This window comes from Litorilinea aerophila, assembly GCF_006569185.2.
In the GTDB taxonomy this organism is placed as follows: domain Bacteria; phylum Chloroflexota; class Anaerolineae; order Caldilineales; family Caldilineaceae; genus Litorilinea; species Litorilinea aerophila.
In genome coordinates this window covers 272,639-290,194 of sequence record NZ_VIGC02000002.1, presented here as the reverse complement: position 1 = coordinate 290,194, position 17,556 = coordinate 272,639, and the positions used below count along the sequence as shown (strand labels likewise).

The following is a 17,556-nucleotide window of genomic DNA, read 5'->3' as shown; positions in this document are numbered from 1 at the left end:
CCCAGGCAGGTGGGCAGGTTGCGACGATGGGTGACTGGACTAGCGGCCCCAGTGCATGCCCCACTTCCAGGCCAGCCCGGCCAGCACCAGGGCACACCCCGTGATCCAGATGGCGGGCTCCACCCAAAAGGCCAGGAAGAGGGAGGTGACAAGTCCCACCGTGGCGACGATGCGGGGGAGGCGCTGGGCGTCGGTGGGCAGCTGCAGGGCGCTCAAATTGGTGATGGCCGCGTAGACCAGCGCGCCAAAGGCGCTCAGGGCCCAGAGGGTGTCCAGATCCCCCACCAGGACCACCAGCCCGGCCACCAACAGGCCCACGCCAGCCACCGCAGCCTCGGGCAGGCTTTCCGGCTTGTGGAGCCGGGCCAGCCGCAGGGGCATATCCCGCCGCCGGCTCATGACCACCGTCATGCGGGAGAGACGCAGAAGCAGGTGGAACACCATGTGGAGCATGGCCAGGATGGCGCCCAGGGCCAGGACCAGGCCCATGCCGGGCAGGGGAAAGCTGTCGGCAATGAGGGCCAGGGGCGCGGCCGTGGTCCGGGTGAGGGTGGCGAAGGAGCCGGCGCCCGCGCTGCCGATGGCTACCACTGCCACCGCCAGGTAGAGAGCCGTGGCCACGCCCAGGGCAATGGCCGTGACCTGGAAACTTTCCCCCGGCCCGGGGATGTTCTCTTGAACCTGCCGGTGGATCTGCTGGTGGCCGGCAAAGGCCACAAACAGGAGCGCGGTCGCGTGTAACACCGAGCGCCAGGGGCTCACCCCGGTGGAAGGGGGCACGAAGAAGGGCACGAAGTGCTTGAGCCCGTTTGCGTCCAGGATGGGCAAGCCCGCCAGGACAAAGCCCACCAGCACCACCACCGTGACGCCGCCTACCAGGGCCATCACCGGGGCGGAACGGCGGCGTCCGGCCAGGAGCAGGCCGGTGGGCAGCAGGACGGCCAGCAGCCCCAGCCCCATCTGCCAGACCTGGCCGCCGGGCAGGTGGAGGAAGCCCAGGAGATAGCCCCCCACGCCCAGGGCGGCCGTGGCCGCGGCCGCGCTCTCCGCCAGCAAAAACATCCAGCCGGCAATGAAGCCCAGGAAGCGATTCAGGTACTTGTAGCCGTACTCGTAGGTGCTTTCGCCGGCAGGGTAGCCCAGGGCCAGCCGCGCGCTGGAAAACCCGGTGCAGATGGCCACCAGGGCAGCCAGCAAGATGGCCAGGGTGACAGCCGGGCCAGCCACCCCGGCGCCGATGCCGATGCCGATGAAAACGCCGGCGCCCACCATTGCACCCAGCCTGGCCATGACCGCGCCCAGCAGATCCGGCCGGCGGCCCAGGCGTGGAGAGATGGGAGGCGACGATGTGATCTGCGCCACAGGATCTTCACCTTGCATAGATGGACAACGACACCAGGGTGATACAGCTCGGTAGGCAGTAGTCGGTAGACAGTAGTCGGCAGTCGGTGGGGTCCGCGTTCCCTGCGCCTCTGTCATACAAGCACGGGGGACCTGCGTACCCCGAACCGGGCACTGCATCAGGCTCCCTGGCCGATTGGCGGCGGCATAGGCTAGCCGGCCTTGACCTTTTCCGGGCGGAGCATGATGTGGAGCTCGGCCAGCTGCTCCTCGCTCACCGGGCTGGGGGCGTTGACCATCAGGTCGGTGCCGGCAGCCGTCTTGGGGAAGGCGATCACATCCCGGATGCTGCTGGCCTCGGCAAAGATGGCCACCAGCCGGTCGATGCCCAGGGCGATGCCGCCGTGGGGCGGTGCGCCGTACTGGAAGGCCTCCAACAGGTGCCCGAACTGGGCCGCCACCTCTTCCTTCTCCAGGCCCAGCACGGCAAAGAGGCGGTCCTGGAGGTCAGAGCGGTGGATCCGGATGCTGCCGCCGCCGATCTCCCAGCCGTTCAGGATCACGTCGTAGGCTTTAGCCAGCACGCTGCCCGGGTCGCTCTCCAGCTTCTCCCAATCCTCATCCCGGGCGCTGGTGAAGGGATGGTGGACGGCCTGCCAGCGTCCCAGCTCCTCGTCATACTCCAGCAGCGGGAAGTCGGTCACCCAGCAGAAGGCCAGGACATCCCGGGGAATGAGGTTGGCCCGGCGGCCGATTTCCAGGCGCAGGTTGCTCAGGCTCTGGGCCACCACTTTGGGCTGGTCGGCCACCAGCAGGATCAGGTCGCCGGGCTGGGCGCCGCTGGCCTGGACGATGCCGCCCAGTTCTTCCGGGCTGAGGAATTTGGCGATCTGGCTGCGCAGGGCCTCCGCCGGGTAGATGCCGTTGTCCCCCGGCTGGCCGGTGACCCCGATCCAGGCCAACCCCTTGGCGCCGTACTGTTTCACAAAGTCGGTCAATTCGTCGATCTCCCGCCGGCTCAGCCCCGCGCCGCCGGGATAGACCACGCCTTTCACCTGGCCGCCCGCCTTCACCGCGTTCTGGAAGACGCCGAACTGGCTCTGGCGCACCAGCTCACTCACGTCGAAGAGGGGCTGGCCAAAGCGCAGGTCCGGGCGGTCGATGCCATATTTGTCCATGGCCTCGGCATAGCTCAGCACAGGGAAGGGCACCTGGAGGATGCGCTTGTCACTCACCTCCCTTGCCAGCGCGATCAGCATCTCCTCGATGAGCTGGCGCACGTCCGCCGCATCCACGAAGCTCATCTCCAGGTCCAGCTGGGTGAACTCCGGCTGGCGGTCGGCCCGCAGATCCTCATCCCGAAAGCAACGGGCGATCTGGAAGTAGCGCTCGATGCCCGCCACCATCAGGAGCTGTTTGAGCTGCTGGGGGCTTTGGGGCAGGGCGTAGAACTCGTGGGGGTGGAGGCGGCTGGGGACGATGAAGTCCCGGGCGCCTTCCGGCGTGCTCTTGAGCAGGATAGGCGTCTCCACCTCCAGGAAATCCCGCTGGGAGAAAAATTCCCGAATGAAGCGGACCATGCGGTGGCGCAGGACCAGGTTCTGGGTCATGCGCGGCCGCCGCAGGTCCAGGTAGCGGTATTTCAGGCGCAAGGTCTCGTCCACATCGTCGGCGTTGCCGCTGATGTAAAAGGGCGGCGTCTTGGATGGGTTGAGAATGGTCACCTGGTCTGCCATCAGCTCGATGGCGCCGGTGGCCAGGTTGGGGTTTTCGAAGCCCGGGGGCCGTTGTCGCACCACCCCGGTGACCTGGATCACGTATTCGTTGCGGACCTGGCTGGCCGCCTGGTGGGCAGCGGCTGCGCTCTCCGAGTCCACCGTGACCTGGGTGATCCCAAAGCGATCCCGGAGGTCGATGAAGATGAGCCCTCCGTGATCTCGCCGGCGGTTGACCCAGCCAGCCAGGGTAACCTGCTGGCCCACATGGTCCAGGGTCAACTCGCCACAAGTATGCGTCTTCAACATAAATCCATTCCTCGTTTTGCTGGGCTGGCCAGGATGGCCGATGGTTTGCTGCGCATCTCTGGAAAAAGTGGTATAATTTCTCCAGGACGGCATCGTCTTTTGGCGCCATTATAGTGCCCTCCGGGCTGCGGTGCAATTCTTTTCGGTACTTCGGGCGCGTACCAACGGCCTGGCAACATGTTCTGCCCGGAGCCCCGGCGCTGCCACCTTCTGTCGTTTCCTCGTCTCCGGTTTGGCCCGTTGCAGCGCTATGGACACCAGCATCATGCAGACCATCCTCCACTTCCAAAAGGTCGCCTATGCGCTGACCGATGCCCGCCTGAAAGTGGTGGAAGTTGGAGGCATGTTGGAACTCTTTCCCATGGACAGGGCCGAGTCCCTGCAGGGGCTCTCCCTGTTTGCCATCACACCGGAGCTTTCCCGAGAACAGCGGGATGCCATCCGGGCGCTGCTCCATGGCCATCAGACCGGCCCCGTCTCCATGGTGGTGGAGCGAGCCCATCCTCGGGGCGGGCACTTCTACCTGCGCGTCAACAACCTGGTGCACCGGCGGGACGGCCAGGACGAACGGGGGGTGCTGCACATCCTCCAGGATGTGAGCATTGAGGAGCGGCTGCGCCGGGCCCTGTTGCACTACCAGGCCGAAAACCAGGAACTGAACGGCCGGACGCCTGGCCGAGAGATCCCGGGTGTGAATTCCCGGGAAGAGTTCCAGGCCCTCGAGGAGTGGAAGAGCAAGTTTATGGCCCTCACCCTCCACGAGCTGCGCACCCCCCTGGCCTCCATCATCGGCTACCTGGACCTCTTCCTGGCGGGGGAATTTGGGCCGCTGGCCCAGATGCAGCAGGAATACCTGGAGACCGTCCATCGGGCTGCCCATCGCCTGCTCTCCATTACCGACAACCTGGCCGACGTCTCCAACCTCATCTCGGCCCGCCTCACCCTCCAGCCCCAGCCCACCGATCTGGGACGGCTCATCTCGCTGGTAGCCGGCGAGCTTCAGGCCCATCTGAATGCCCGGGGACAGGAACTGGTGATCCGGGTGGAGCCTGGCCTGCCGGCTGTCCTCTGCGACGAAGCCCGCACGGTCCAGATCCTCTACAACCTGCTCCACAACGCCAGCAAGTATTCCCACGAGGGCGACAAAATTGTCCTGGTGGTAGAGTGGGCCGCCCAGCCAGGGTTCGTGCAGGTCTCCATCGCGGACACGGGCATCGGCGTGCCGGCCGATGAAAAGCACCGCCTCTTCGAGAGCTTCTTCCGGGCCGGGAACGCCTACCTGAGCGGCGAGAGCGGCTTCGGGCTGGGCCTCCACATCGCCAAGTCCCTGGTGGATCTGCAGGGCGGCCAACTCTGGTTCGAGAGCACCGAAAACGTGGGCTCCATCTTCTACTTCACCCTGCCTGTGGCCCCATGAGGGCGAGGGCATCACAAGGGCATCACAAAGAGGGGGCTCCCAACGGAGCTTTTTCCTCCGCCATCATCGGTTGGCACCCGCCTGGCGCTGCCCGTCTCGGCCAATCCCCACACATCCTTTCCCACCCACGGCGGGCCGGAGATCCGCTCTACACACCCGTTCGGGCAGATGGCGCCTGTTGTCGCCACATTCCGGCGGGTGAAGGAACGGCGCCGCCTGCGCTGTCCCGCATGGCGGGGTACCGGTTCCCGTCGGGGCGGACCTCCGTGCCCGCCCGCTGTCGCTTGTAACTTGTACCCCGAGATGAGCTGACAGAATTTGCCCCACACCTGGGGCCGCGGTACAATATTCGTTATGCCTTTAACGCTGCATGCTGCCTGGTTACGTGCTAACGGCCCACTTCCTGATGGACAATTGTTCATCTGGGCTGAGAATCTGGACTACTCGACCGCAAACGACCGTCCCGCCTCTCCCATGGGCGACGAGCTGTCGGCCCCACGGGGGAACAACGGCCGTCAGCGCCAACCCAAGATTCCGTCCCATCCTGCCCAGGTGCCCATTGGGCAATTGCGGGCCCGGTTGGCGGAGGATTTCGCACCGGTCATCGCCTCTGCGCTGCAACCGGCCAATGCCACGGTCTGGCTCCCCAGCCTGGACGGGCGGCCCCTGGCCCGGCGGGGGCTCTTTCAGGCTACCCAGAGCGGCAACGGACGAAACCACGGAGCCGCCACCCTGGTGCCCTGGCAGGTCACGGGGCTGGCCCTGGCGCCGTGGCATGCGTTGACCTTCCTCTGCCACCTGGACAATCGATCTGGCGTCTTCCCCTCGGATGCCTCTTCCCTGCATCGGGTGCGGAGTGGGCAGGACCTGCTCTACTGGAGCAACGCGGCCAAGTTCGCCCTGGAGATCCTGGCCGGACAACACTACCTGCCCGGCATGAGCACCGATGCCTACGGCCGACTCCAGGCAACCTGGCAGCCGGCCCTGCTGGATTCTCGCATCCGCCAGCGTTACCGCCAGCTCATTCAGGCCATGCCGCCTGTCTGCCGGGCCTACAACCTGGATCTGCCCGGCGCTGCGCCCGATCCGGCTGCCCTGCTGGAGCATTTTCTCGCCACCCTGGTGGACGTGGCAGCACGCCACTGGGCCGCACCCCTGGCCCAGCCTGCCAATGGGGTGCCGGCGCTGCTCTGGCTCAACGCCCTGGTGGCCCCCCAGGCCACGGTGCCCCTGCCTCCCCAGCCGGCCTATCAGCTCTACCAGGAGTGGCACAGCTGGATCGAACAGCTCTATGTCACCAGCGATGCCAACTTCCGCATCTGCTTTGTGCTGGAAGAGCCCCAACTGGGCGAAGGGACAGGCAACGAGTCACTGCAGGACGCCAGTTGGCCGCTCCATTACTATCTCCAGGCCCGGGATAATCCCAGCCTCATGATCCCGGCGCGCGAGGTCTGGCAACACCTGGGCGCGCCCCTCCAGATCGGCGGCCGGCGTATTGACCAACCCCAGGAGCGCCTGCTGGCCGGCCTGGGCATTGCCAGCAAACTCTTCCCGCCCATCGAACGCAGCCTGCGTTCGCCCCGGCCGGAGCTCTGCCTCCTCTCCACCGATGAGGCCTACCAGTTCCTGCGGGAAATCGGCCCCCTGTTGGAGAGCAGCGGCTTTGGCCTGGTGGTTCCCTCCTGGTGGCACGAACATCGCCACATGCGCCTGGGCCTGAAGCTGCGGCTGGCCGCCCCAGAGCCGCCGGCGGAACCGGACCCGGCCGCATCCACCCAGGAGATAAGGCCCGGTCGACTCAGTTTCAACGCCCTGATCCGCTATTCCTGGGAATTGACCCTGGGCGGCGAAGCGCTGACAGCCGCCGAATTCGAGCAACTGGCCGCCATGCGCACGCCCCTGCTGCGGGTGGGCAACCGCTGGGTAGAGCTGGATCCGGCCCAGGTGGCGGCGGCCAAGCAACTCCTGGCCCGGCGGGATAGCGCCGGCACCATGTCCCTGCTGGAGGCTATCCGGGTCACCCAGACCTACCAGGATCGGGACGGGGGGGTGGCCGAGGAGGGGGCGGAATGGCCTGCCGCCCTGGTGCATGGCCTGGGGACCGCAGGGGACGCGTTCGAGCAACTGCCCCTGGATACGGTGGAGGTGGAAGGCTGGCTCCAGCGAGCCCTGGACCACCTGCGGGAGCAGCAGCCGTTTACCGAGATCGCAGAGCCGCCTGGTTTCGCTGGGGAGCTGCGGCCGTACCAGCGCCGGGGGGTGGGCTGGCTTGCCTACCTCCGCCAGTTGGGGCTGGGCGCCTGCCTGGCGGATGACATGGGCCTGGGTAAGACGGTCCAGGCCATCGCCCTGCTGCTGCATGTGCGGGCCCAGGCACAACAGGCCGGCAAGACGGAGCGGATGGCTCCGGCGCTGCTCATCTGCCCCACCAGCGTGGTGGCCAACTGGCGGCGGGAGATCGAGCGCTTTGCCCCCGGGCTGCGGGCCCTCATCCACCATGGCAATGGCCGCCTGAGCGGCCAGGAATTCGGCCAGGCCATTCGCCACTACGACCTGGTGGTGACCACCTACGGCACCGTCCGGCGAGACGTGGAGATCCTGGAGCCGGTAGCGTGGAGCGATCTGATCCTGGACGAGGCCCAGAACATCAAGACGCCCGGCGCCAAACAAACCCAGGCCGTGCGGCGGCTGCGGGGAGAGAACCGGATTGCCCTGACGGGGACACCGGTGGAGAACCGCCTGTCGGAGCTGTGGAGCATCATGGAGTTCTTGAACCCGGGCTACCTGGGCAGCCACGAGCACTTCCGCCAGCGCTACATCGTCCCCATCGAACGGTACAACGACGAACAGCGTACCGCGGAGCTGCGGCGGCTGGTCCAGCCTTTCCTGCTGCGCCGCCTGAAGGCCGATCCCTCCATCATCACCGACCTGCCGGAGAAGAACGAAATGGTGGTCTACTGTACCCTCACCCGGGAGCAGGCCCGTCTCTACGAGCAGGTGGTGCAGGATGCGCTGGACGAACTGAACCGGGCCGACGGCATCCAGCGCCGCGGGCTGGTGCTGGCGCTGCTGACCAAGCTCAAGCAGATCACCAATCACCCGGCCCATTATCTCAAGCAAGATGGACCGCTGGCTGGCCGCAGCGGCAAGCTGAACCGTCTGACCGAAATGTTGGAGGAAGCCCTATCGGTGAACGACCAGGCCCTGATCTTCACCCAGTTTGTGGAGATGGGCTACCTCCTCCAGCGTCACCTGAGTGAAACCCTGAACACGGATGTCCTCTTCCTGCACGGGGCCACGCCGGCCAATCAGCGGGACAAAATGGTCCAGGCCTTCCAGAGCGAGGACGGGCCGAGTATCTTTGTGCTCAGCCTGCGGGCCGGCGGCAGCGGCTTGAACCTGACCCGGGCCAACCATGTCTTCCACTACGACCGCTGGTGGAACCCCGCGGTGGAGAACCAGGCCACTGATCGGGCCTTCCGCATCGGCCAGGAGCGCAACGTCCAGGTACACAAGTTCGTGGTGGCCGGCACCCTGGAAGAGCGCATCCACGACCTGATCGAGAGCAAGCAAGCCCTGGCCGAGTCCATCGTGGGCAGCGGTGAGGAGTGGCTGACCGAGCTGGATACCGAACAGTTGCGGGATCTGCTGCTGTTGCGCAGCGATGCCATCGAGGACGAATAGATGACTCCCCTGCAAAAAGGGCATTTTGAAACGCAAAGACGCAAAGAAGCGCAGGAGAGAACCTCTTGAATCCGCGTTCATCGGCGTGGGGCAGCGTCCTCATTTGACCTTTGTGCAGTAGAGCCATAGATGGATGGAGCAGGTGTACGGATGAACGGAACACAGGATGGCCACTGGTGGTCCCGGCGCTGGTCCACGCTCCTGCAGGAGCTGGATCTGGTGGAACCTCGGCGCCCTGCCGGCACGGCTCCCCGGGTTCGGCGCCTGGAGGTTACCCCGGGCCAGGTGAGCGCCCAGGTCCACGACCGGAGCCACGGCCCTTGTGATGTGACCATTCGCGTGGCCGGCTTCACCCAGGAGCAGTGGCAGCGGGTGGTGGACACCCTCAGCACCCAGGCCATCTTCGCGGCCCGACTGTTGGCGGGGGAAATGGTGCCGGATATCGAGGAGGCCCTGGCCGCGGCCGGCATCTCCCTCCTGCCCGCCAGCATCCAGGAACTGGACCACCATTGTAGCTGCTGTCCGGGGGATGAACCCTGCCCCCACCTGGTCGCGGTTTATCGCATGTTGGGCGAAATGGTGGCGGACGATCCCTGGCTGCTTTTTCGGCTGCGGGGGTGGGACGAGCAGCAGCTCCTGCGGGCGTTGCGCAATCAGCGCAGCCGCAGCCAGGAATCTCCGGGCGGGACCCGGCCTGCGGGCTCGGTGGTCGTGTCCGCTGCCGGTTTTCACCACCTCCGGGAAGGCGAGCCGGATGCCCAGGAGGCACCCCCCCTGGAGCTCCAGATAGACGACTTCTGGGGAACTTCCCAATCTCGGGAGGCCATCCATCATCACATTGCCCCGCCGACCATTGAGCTGATTCTGCTCCGGCGCCTGGGGCCGCCTCCGTTCGCCCAGGCTGGCCCCGAGGCCTATGACCGGTTAACGGCCATCTACCGGCACATTACCCGGGAAGCCGTCGCCCTGGCCTATGCGGCGGATCCGGCGGACTCCCTGGTGGGGGACGGGGCCGACACAGCCCGCTGAGCCCCTTTGCCGGCGCCCGGAAATCAGGTCCGCCAGGTTCGAAAACCAGACTCAAAAACGGCCCAATACAGACAGCCCTGCCAGTATCCTCTACACCGGCAGGGCTGTCTGTTTGACACGCTGGCATCCCAGAGAGGATTTGAACCTCTGACCTCTTCCTCCGCAGGGAAGCGCTCTATCCACTGAGCTACTGGGACCCAATCAAGCGGCCAGCAACGAAGTTGGCCAGCTTTCATCAGTCAAGGCGGGGAGGGAGGGATTTGAACCCTCGAGGGATATTGCTACCCCTACCCACTTAGCAGGCGGGCGCACTCGACCGGACTATGCGACCTCCCCAAGTGTGACCTTCGGCTTGTGACTTCAGGCGGAGGGAGAGGGATTCGAACCCCCGGTGGCATGACGCCACAGTTGTTTTCAAGACAACCGCCTTCGTCCACTCGGCCATCCCTCCACAACGGGTATATGGCCTTTTGCTCTGTTGTCAGGGTGCCGGGCTATCACCAGCCCGTCCAGGTCGCACAGCCTCATGCGACCGACTGCTGCCAGGCACGACTGCCTGGCCCTCACAACCGATGGTCCCAGTATACATGGCGCTGGACAATCTGTCAAATAAAACAGGCCTGGAGGGGGGTGAGGAGCATGCCCCGGCTGGGGGGCAGCCCCGCTACCTCGCCCCGCTTCATCGCCGCCAGGCAAACCACGCCCGCAGGATCCGCTGGAGCACCGGCGTCAGGCGGGTCCGGTTGTAGGCGTCCGCCACCTTGCGGATGGCCTCGGCCTGGGTGGGGTAGGGGTGGATCACCCGGGTCAGGGTCTTGAGGCCGGCGCCAGTGACCATGGCCAGGGTGATCTCGTTGATCATCTCCCCGGCATGGCGGGCCACGATGGTGGCGCCCAGGATCCGGTCGCTGCCTTTGCGCACATGCACCTTGACAAAACCTTCCGTTTCGCCATCTGCCCGGCCCCGGTCCGTCTCACCCAGGGGCTGGACGTAGGTTTCCACGGGGATGCCCTGCTCCTGGGCCTGTTTTTCGTATAGACCGACGTGGGCCACCTCTGGGTCGGTGTAGGTGCACCAGGGAACCACCAGGGCGCTCACCTTTTGTTTGGGGCCGGGGAAGAGGGCGTTCTGGAGGACCAGGCGGGCGGCGGCGTCCGCCGTGTGGGTGAACTGGTAGGGGAGGGCGATGTCCCCCGCGGCGTAGACGTTGGGGTTGGTAGTCTGGAGGGTGTCCGAGACCTGGACCCCTTTCTTGTGGTATTCGATGCCGGCGGCTTCCAGGTTCAGGCCCTCGAGGTTGGGGGTGCGGCCGACTGCCACCAGGATCTCATCCACCGTCACCGAGGCCTGTCGTCCGTCCAGCTCGTAGTCGATGATTTTACCCTGGCTGTCGGGGCGCACCTGCTGGATCTGGGCGCCCAGGGCCAGTTGGATCCCCTCGGCCACGAAGACATTCTGGATGATGGCCGCGGCGTCTGGATCTTCCCGGCCGAGCACCTGGGGCAGGATGTCGAAGAGGATCACCTGGCTGCCAAAACGGCGGAAGGCCTGGGCCAGCTCCGCGCCGATGGGGCCCGCGCCGATGACGGCCAGCCGTCGAGGCAGGCTGGTCAGCTCGAAGAGGGTCTCGTTGGTCAGATAGCCCACCTCCGCCAGGCCGGGGATGGGGAGGACCATGGGCCGGGAGCCGGTGGCAATGAGGGCCTTTTGGAAGCGCAGGGTCTGGCCATCCACCGTCACCGTATCCGGGCCGCTGAAGCGGCCCTCGCCCAGGTAGACATCCACCCCCAGGCGCTGGAAACGCCACACCGAGTCGTGATCGCTGATCGCTGCCCGCACCTGCCGCACCCGTTCCATCACCGCGGCGAAGTCCACCGACACGGGCGGCACCTGGATGCCCAGGGCCCCTGCCCGGGCGATGTCACCCACTGCCCGGGCCGAGCGGATCAGCACCTTGGATGGCACACAGCCCACGTTCAGGCAGTCGCCGCCCAGCAGATGCCGTTCCACCAGGGCCACCCGGGCGCCCAGGCCGGCTGCCCCGGCCGCGGCCACCAGCCCCGCGGAGCCGCCCCCAATGATCACCAGGTTGTAGCGACCCTGGGGCACGGGGTTTTGCCACGCCGGCGGATGGACGTTGGCCACCAGCCGGCGGTTGTGTTCGTCCATGGGATGAACCTCGACCGATGGGGCGGAGTCCGCCTGGCGCTTTTCCCGTTCTACCGGGGGCACCATCTGGCTGCCTGGAGATGTGGACATGGCGATTACTCCCTTCGGGACGCTTTCTCCCCGGACTATTCACGACTGGATGTTTCCCGCCGTTTGAAGTAGCGGGACAGGGCCAGACTTACCCCAAAGAGTACAGCGGAGGCCAGCAGGGTCCAGGGATTCAAACCGGGCAGGCCCTGGCTGAAGTCCCCTTCGATGGATGCGCCCAACAGCACCACCGAAATCGTGCCGGGGATGTTGCCCAACACAGTGGCCAGCAGGAATGCTTTCCAGTCGATGTGCAGGAAGCCCGCCAGGTAGTTGACCAGGTCGTAGGGCAGGAAGAGGAAGCGCATGACCAGGACCGTTTCGAAGCTGTTCTGGCGCAGGCGTCGGGCATAGCGCTGGATGATCCCCTGGGTCTCCTGGGCCGGCAGGAGGCCGCTGCCGAAGTAACGGCCCACCCAGTAGGCCACCATGGCCGAGAGGTTGCCGGCAATGACGGTGTAGATCACGCCCCAGACCGGGCCGAACAGGAAGCCGCCGACCACGGTGAGCACCGCAGCAGAAAAGAAGATGAGCGGGCGCAGGGCATACAGGCCAATGTAGATCAGGGGCCCATAGGTGCTTTCCCGGGTGAACTCGACCAGACGCCCGGCCGCGGTGAGGGGATCCAGCTGGTTGGCGGTCGTGTACCAATAGTAGCCGCCCACCAGGATCGCCCAGGCGGCCAGGGCGATCCCTTTTTGCCAGCGTATCAGGGCCAGCCTTGGAGGCGTGGGCTCCACGGTGGTGTCGGTTCCCTCTGGATTGGTGTCAGGTACCGCGTGCATCTGGGGCTCCTCGTGGTTGGCGGCCATGGCGATGATCTTCACTGTGGGGCAGGTGATCACAGGTGTCGATAGGCCCACACTATCCGTTGCCCCGCCGTCACCAGTACCAGCAGGGCCATTAGCCCGAACAGGTAGGTGATGGCCTGGGGCATGAGGAAGAAGAAGCTGTAGAACAGGATCGTCTCCGCGCCTTCAATCAGGCCGGCAGGCATTTCCACGCTGGTCAGGCGTGGGCTCTTGCGGCGCTCGCGTTTTTCCAATAGAGCCGAGAGGGTGGTCCAGGAGAGGAGGTTCAGGACGTAAGAAGCCAGCAAGGCCAGCGCGCTCCACAGCACCGGCAGGCTGGGGTTGGCAGCCACAAAGCCCAGGGGAACGGCCAGGTACACGATGAAGTCCAGCAAGAGGTCCAGGTAGCCGCCGAAATCGCTCTGTTTGGCATGGGTGCGGGCCACCAGGCCGTCCAGCCCATCCAGGATGCGGTTCAGGAACCACATGAGCAGACCCAGGGCGTAGCGTTCTTCCATGGCCAGCCAGGCAGCCACCAGACCGACAGTCAGGGCAATTCCCGAAAGGACATTGGGATGGACCTGGCGGAAGTAGTATTGCGCCAGGGGCGCCATCCATTTATCCTTTTGGGCCCGTAGGACCGCATCGCGCATGGTTTTGCTCCTTTGATGATGAGGACAGAGAGCCGGTGACCCGCATGTGGAGCCCGCCGACAGGTGGGAAGGGTTTATATCATGGGCCTACCCTACTCCAGGCTTTGGCGTTCATCTGTAAGGTCCTCTACATGCGTAGAGACGCACGGCCGTGCGTCTCTACGCTCTGTCGTCCGTAGGTCATGCATCCTTGCGTGACAAGGGTGCATGGAACGACTGTCCAGCCGGGAGGCCGGACCGGCGTGTAGGTCACGCATCCCTGCGTGACAAGGGTGCATGGAACGACTGTCCGGCCGGGGGACCGGACCTGCGGCTCGTAGGTCACGCATCCTTGCGTGACAAGGGTGCATGGAACGACTGTCCAGCCGGGAGGCCGGACCTGCGGCGTGTCTGAACCCGCGGCTCAGCCGATGCGTTCCCGCCCGCCCATGTACGGCCGCAACACTTCCGGCACAATAACGGTGCCGTCGGGCTGTTGGTAGTTCTCCAGGATAGCGATGATGACCCGGGGCAGGGCCAGGCCGGAGCCGTTCAGGGTGTGGACAAACTCGGGGCGGGCGCCCTCGGCTGGTCGGTAGCGAATGTTGGCGCGGCGAGCCTGGAAGTCCCGGAACCAGGAGCAGGAGCTCACCTCCAGCCATTCCTGGCAGCCTGCCGACCATACCTCCAGGTCGTATTTAATGCAGGCCACGAAGGAGAGATCCCCGGTGGCGATCAGGACCCGGCGGTAGGGCAGCCCCAGGCGTTCCAGCAGGGTTTCGGCGTTGCGGGTCAGGGATTCCAGCTCCTCCCGGCCGGTGGCCGGCTCCACGAACTTCACCATCTCCACCTTTTCAAACTGGTGGACCCGCTTGATGCCCCGCACGTCTTTCCCGGCCGAGACCTTTTCCCGGCGGAAGCAGGGCGTGTGGGCCACGTAGTAGAGGGGAAGCTGGCCGGGCTCCAGGATTTCATCCCGGTGCAGGTTGGTCACCGGCACCTCCGCGGTGGGGATCAGCCAGTAATCCTCCTCCGCATCCCGGTAGAGCACGTCGCCGAACTTGGGCAGGTTGCCGGTCCCCACCATGCAGTACTCCCGCACCATGAAGGGGGGGTAGACTTCCTGGTAGCCGTGCTCGTTGACATGCACATCCAGGAACCAGTTAATCAACGCCCGTTGGAGCTGGGCGCCGGCTCCCTTCAGGACGTAGAAGCGGCTGCCGGCCAGCTTCACGCCCCGCTCGATATCCAGGATGTCCAGCCGCTCGCCCAGCTCCCAGTGGGGCAGCGGGGTGAAGTCGAAAGTGGGCTTGGTGCCGTGTTCCTTGACCACCACATTCCCCGATTCGTCAGGCGCGACGGGGACGTCCGGCTCGGGGGGATTGGGAATGCGGAGCATGGCTTGCTCGAAATCGGCCTCCACCTGGCGCAGCTCCGCATCCAGGCGTTCGATTTCCGCGCCGATCTGGGCCATGCGCTCCTTGAGGGCGTTGGCCTCCTCGATTTTCTTTTCTCGGAACAGCCGCCCGACCTCCTTGGAGCCGGCATTGCGCTCGGCCCGCAAGGCTTCTACCTGGGTCAGCAATTCCCGGCGGCGTTCGTCCAGAGCCAGGGCTTCCTCCCAGGGGGCGTCGGTCGCGTTGAGTTTGCGCATGGCCTCGGCCAGCGCCTCCCGGTTTTCTCGCATCCAGCGGATGTCCAGCATCATTCTGCTCCTTCCTGCTTCACGGTTTTCGTCCCAATGAAAAATTCCCTTCGCCTGAAGCTCAGGACGAAGGGAACTCCGTGGTGCCACCTGAATTCGCGGCAGCCTCTGCTGCTCGCCTCATTCCACGATAACGGCGTGAACCGCCCGGCCATTTCCTGCCGGGGACTCGAGAGGTGCTACTTCGCCGCTGCCGGTTGCCTCGCACCACCCGGCAACTCTCTGAACGGCGTCACGGACGAAGCATGGCCTCTGTCAACGTCTTTAGGAATGCGGCTCTGAACCATGCGGTTGTCAGGGTGCATGGCCAGGAACGCACTTCAATTGTACCGCCAACAATGCTAACATACAGCGCGCGGTGGTGTCAATTGTTGGGAAAATCCAGTCCAGGAGTCCAATCATGTTCCGTGGCATGGCCTACTTTTTCGACGAAGGCTTCGACCTGGCCAACCTGGCCGAACTCCACACCCAGTTGACCGGGCGTCTGGGGCTGTTTACGGCAGCCGTGGGGGGAGTCCTGGCCTGGCTGGTGCTGCCCATGAATCCGTTTCCCCTGGCGTTGGAGGGCCTGCTGGCAGGGTTGGCGGGGCTGGGCGCAGGCGTTTACTGGCTGAACCGGCGCCATGTCCAATGGGCCCGGTATCTGCTGATAGCTGGCCTGACCGGCCTGCTCCTGGGGGCGATGTGGCTGAACGGCCTCCCCTGGCTGCCGTTTCTGCTGTTGCCCCTCGTGGTGGTGGGCGCTTTTTTGATGCCCTGGGGTGTAGTGATTCCGGCTGTCCTGGTGCTGGGGCTGGCGTGGTTTTTGGAACAGCAGGGCCTGCGTGCCTATGGCTGGCGAGGCCTGGCCCTGACCACCGCGGTCACCCTGGGGCTCTCCTGGCTGGCGGTGTACACTCTTTACACCGTGCTGGCCTGGGCCTGGCAGCTCCAGGAGCGGGCCAACCGCCTGCTGGAGGATGTGCGCATCCACCGGGGAGAACTGAGCCGTACCCTCCACGCGGTGGAGTTGAGCAATCGACTGTTGCGTCGGGCCCAACAGGAGTTGGTGGTGGCCCGCCAACAGGCAGAAGAGGCCCGGCGGATGAAGGAGCAGTTCGCCGCCAACGTGAGCCACGAGCTGCGCACCCCCCTCAACCTCATCCTGGGCTTCAGCGAGATCATGCACCTTTCGCCCGAGATCTACGGCCCCATGGAGTGGCCCATGGCCCTGCGCCGGGACGTGTACCAGATCTACCGGAGCGCCCGTCACCTCCTGGAGATGATTGACGACGTATTGGACCTTTCCCGCTTCGAGCTTGCCGGCTTCGTCCTGGACAAAGAGGTAACGGATCTGGGCGGGCTCGTCCGGGAGACGGTGGAGATGGCCCAGGATCTGTTCCGGGGGCGGCCGGTGCGCCTGGAGACCCTCGTTCCGCCGAACCTGCCGCCCCTGCTCCTGGATCGGATCCGCATTCGCCAGACCCTGTTGAACCTCCTCAACAATGCCGCCCGTTTTACCGAACAGGGCTCGGTGCGGGTGGAAGTGCGCCGGGTTCGGGGGGAAGTGCAGATCCGCGTCCAAGATACCGGGCCGGGGATCCCACCAGAGGAGCTCCCCCACCTGTTTGATGAGTTCTACCAGGTGGATCGTTCGCTGCATCGAACCCACGGCGGCACGGGGCTGGGCCTGGCCATCTGCAAGCATTTTGTGGAAGCCCATGACGGCCGCATCTGGGTGGAGAGTGAATTGGGAAAGGGCTCCACCTTCACCTTTACCCTGCCCATCCCCGAAGAAGCTGTTTCCCTCTCCCGGCTCTATCTGAGCCGCCCGCTACCCGCCCAGCCTGCCTCCGGGTTGCCGACCCTGCTGGTACTTGACCCCGATCCGGGCGTGGCCATCCTGCTCGACCGCCACCTGACAGACTATGAAGTGATCCATGTAGCCCGGCCCGAGGCGCTGGAGGCCAGTCTGGCCCTGCACCGGCCCCAGGCGGTGATCTGGAACGTCCTCCCAGGCGAGGAGAGGGAGGATCGTTCCCTGTTCGCGCTGCCGGTGCCCCTGATCCAGTGTTCGTTGCCCAGCCAGGCCTGGGTGGCGGCAGATTTACAGGTAACGGCCTGCCTCAACAAGCCCATCACCGCACGACGGCTTCTGGATGCCATCCACCAGGTCGGCGCTGTGCATGACATCCTGGTCGTGGACGACGACCGCAATTTCTGCCAACTGGTGGAACGCATGCTAGAGGCCGGGGGCGGAGGCTGGACGGTGCGCAGTTGTTACGGCGGCGAACAGGGGTTACAGGCACTCCGGGAGCGGGTCCCAGACCTCCTGCTGCTCGACCTGATCATGCCGGGTTGCGACGGTTTCCAGGTGCTCCAGGCCATGCGCCAGGAGCACCGCTGGGCTGATCTGCCGGTGATCGTCCTGACCGCCACCAGCTTTGCCGAAGATGTGCTGAATCGCCGCGGCAGCCGGCTGCTGCTTCACCATCCCGACGGGGCCAGGCCGGCGGAGGTGCTGAGCTGCCTGCAGGCCCTGCTCCATGCGATGGAACCCCGGGATCCCGAGCGGATTCCCTGGCCTTCCCCCACCGTCTCGTAAATCCTGCTCGTAATACCGATCGTCTTGTGAAGTGGCGTTCATGATTGCGTGGGTCCGGTTTCCATACGTGACCTGCGATGCCTCTTGATTAG

At 65.3% G+C, this 17,556-nt stretch carries 10 protein-coding genes, 3 tRNA genes and 1 other annotated feature; of the genes, 4 read left to right on the top strand and 9 right to left on the bottom strand.

All coding sequences use genetic code 11. From position 1 onward, the window contains the following. Positions 1-39 precede the first annotated feature (39 nt). Both FKZ61_RS02430 and aspS read right to left on the bottom strand, forming a co-directional pair. Positions 40-1,362 carry an APC family permease gene (locus FKZ61_RS02430; RefSeq protein WP_170199115.1) on the bottom strand — a complete coding sequence of 441 codons (1,323 nt, stop codon included), beginning with the start codon at positions 1,360-1,362 and terminating at the stop codon, positions 40-42. A 191-nt stretch (positions 1,363-1,553) separates the two neighbouring features. Further along, the gene (gene aspS / locus FKZ61_RS02425; protein WP_141608469.1) at positions 1,554-3,365 is read right to left on the bottom strand and encodes an aspartate--tRNA ligase; all 1,812 of its coding nucleotides are present in this window, start codon (positions 3,363-3,365) and stop codon (positions 1,554-1,556) included. Positions 3,366-3,630: 265 nt separating this feature from the next. Between aspS and FKZ61_RS02420 the strand changes: the two genes are divergently transcribed. From FKZ61_RS02420 to FKZ61_RS02410, 3 genes are all read left to right on the top strand, one after another. Beyond that, positions 3,631-4,782: a PAS domain-containing sensor histidine kinase gene (locus tag FKZ61_RS02420; protein WP_141608468.1), complete on the top strand. Its 1,152-nt coding sequence runs from the start codon at positions 3,631-3,633 to the stop codon at positions 4,780-4,782. 474 nt (positions 4,783-5,256) lie between these two features. Next, positions 5,257-8,466: a DEAD/DEAH box helicase gene (locus tag FKZ61_RS02415; protein ID WP_229964105.1), complete on the top strand. Its 3,210-nt coding sequence runs from the start codon at positions 5,257-5,259 to the stop codon at positions 8,464-8,466. 150 nt (positions 8,467-8,616) lie between these two features. After that, positions 8,617-9,495 carry an SWIM zinc finger family protein gene (locus FKZ61_RS02410; protein ID WP_141608466.1) on the top strand — a complete coding sequence of 293 codons (879 nt, stop codon included), beginning with the start codon at positions 8,617-8,619 and terminating at the stop codon, positions 9,493-9,495. 121 nt (positions 9,496-9,616) lie between these two features. Here the strand turns inward: FKZ61_RS02410 and FKZ61_RS02405 are convergent. The 7 genes from FKZ61_RS02405 to serS all read right to left on the bottom strand — a co-directional run bounded on the left by FKZ61_RS02405 (position 9,617) and on the right by serS (position 14,880). Next, a tRNA-Arg gene (locus FKZ61_RS02405) sits at positions 9,617-9,692 on the bottom strand. 48 nt (positions 9,693-9,740) lie between these two features. Continuing rightward, positions 9,741-9,831, bottom strand: a tRNA-Ser gene (locus FKZ61_RS02400). Positions 9,832-9,860: 29 nt separating this feature from the next. After that, a tRNA-Ser gene (locus FKZ61_RS02395) sits at positions 9,861-9,946 on the bottom strand. Positions 9,947-10,174: 228 nt separating this feature from the next. Beyond that, entirely contained in the window at positions 10,175-11,731 is a 1,557-nt protein-coding gene (locus FKZ61_RS02390) for a mercuric reductase (RefSeq protein WP_141608506.1), read from the bottom strand. A gap of 59 nt (positions 11,732-11,790) precedes the next feature. Then, a complete protein-coding gene (locus tag FKZ61_RS02385) occupies positions 11,791-12,537 on the bottom strand; it encodes a TVP38/TMEM64 family protein (RefSeq protein ID WP_229964103.1) in 747 nt (248 codons plus the stop codon). 56 nt (positions 12,538-12,593) lie between these two features. After that, entirely contained in the window at positions 12,594-13,196 is a 603-nt protein-coding gene (locus FKZ61_RS02380; protein ID WP_141608464.1) for a CDP-alcohol phosphatidyltransferase family protein, read from the bottom strand. A 403-nt stretch (positions 13,197-13,599) separates the two neighbouring features. Beyond that, positions 13,600-14,880 (bottom strand): serine--tRNA ligase, encoded by a 1,281-nt coding sequence (serS, locus tag FKZ61_RS02375; protein ID WP_141608505.1) that lies wholly within the window; start codon positions 14,878-14,880, stop codon positions 13,600-13,602. Positions 14,881-14,939: 59 nt separating this feature from the next. Further along, positions 14,940-15,148: a binding site (T-box leader), on the bottom strand. A gap of 132 nt (positions 15,149-15,280) precedes the next feature. Between serS and FKZ61_RS02370 the strand changes: the two genes are divergently transcribed. After that, entirely contained in the window at positions 15,281-17,464 is a 2,184-nt protein-coding gene (locus tag FKZ61_RS02370) for an ATP-binding protein (RefSeq protein ID WP_141608463.1), read from the top strand. The last annotated feature ends 92 nt before the right edge of the window (positions 17,465-17,556 follow it).

Excerpts from the sequence above, each read along its gene's own strand:
- aspS (WP_141608469.1), bottom strand. The coding sequence starts at position 3,365 with ATGTTGAAGACGCATACTTGTGGCGAGTTGACCCTGGACCATGTGGGC.
- FKZ61_RS02420 (WP_141608468.1), top strand. The coding sequence starts at position 3,631 with ATGCAGACCATCCTCCACTTCCAAAAGGTCGCCTATGCGCTGACCGAT.
- FKZ61_RS02415 (WP_229964105.1), top strand. The coding sequence starts at position 5,257 with ATGGGCGACGAGCTGTCGGCCCCACGGGGGAACAACGGCCGTCAGCGC.
- FKZ61_RS02410 (WP_141608466.1), top strand. The coding sequence starts at position 8,617 with ATGAACGGAACACAGGATGGCCACTGGTGGTCCCGGCGCTGGTCCACG.
- FKZ61_RS02390 (WP_141608506.1), bottom strand. The coding sequence starts at position 11,731 with ATGGTGCCCCCGGTAGAACGGGAAAAGCGCCAGGCGGACTCCGCCCCA.
- FKZ61_RS02385 (WP_229964103.1), bottom strand. The coding sequence starts at position 12,537 with ATGCACGCGGTACCTGACACCAATCCAGAGGGAACCGACACCACCGTG.
- FKZ61_RS02380 (WP_141608464.1), bottom strand. The coding sequence starts at position 13,196 with ATGCGCGATGCGGTCCTACGGGCCCAAAAGGATAAATGGATGGCGCCC.
- serS (WP_141608505.1), bottom strand. The coding sequence starts at position 14,880 with ATGCTGGACATCCGCTGGATGCGAGAAAACCGGGAGGCGCTGGCCGAG.
- FKZ61_RS02370 (WP_141608463.1), top strand. The coding sequence starts at position 15,281 with ATGTTCCGTGGCATGGCCTACTTTTTCGACGAAGGCTTCGACCTGGCC.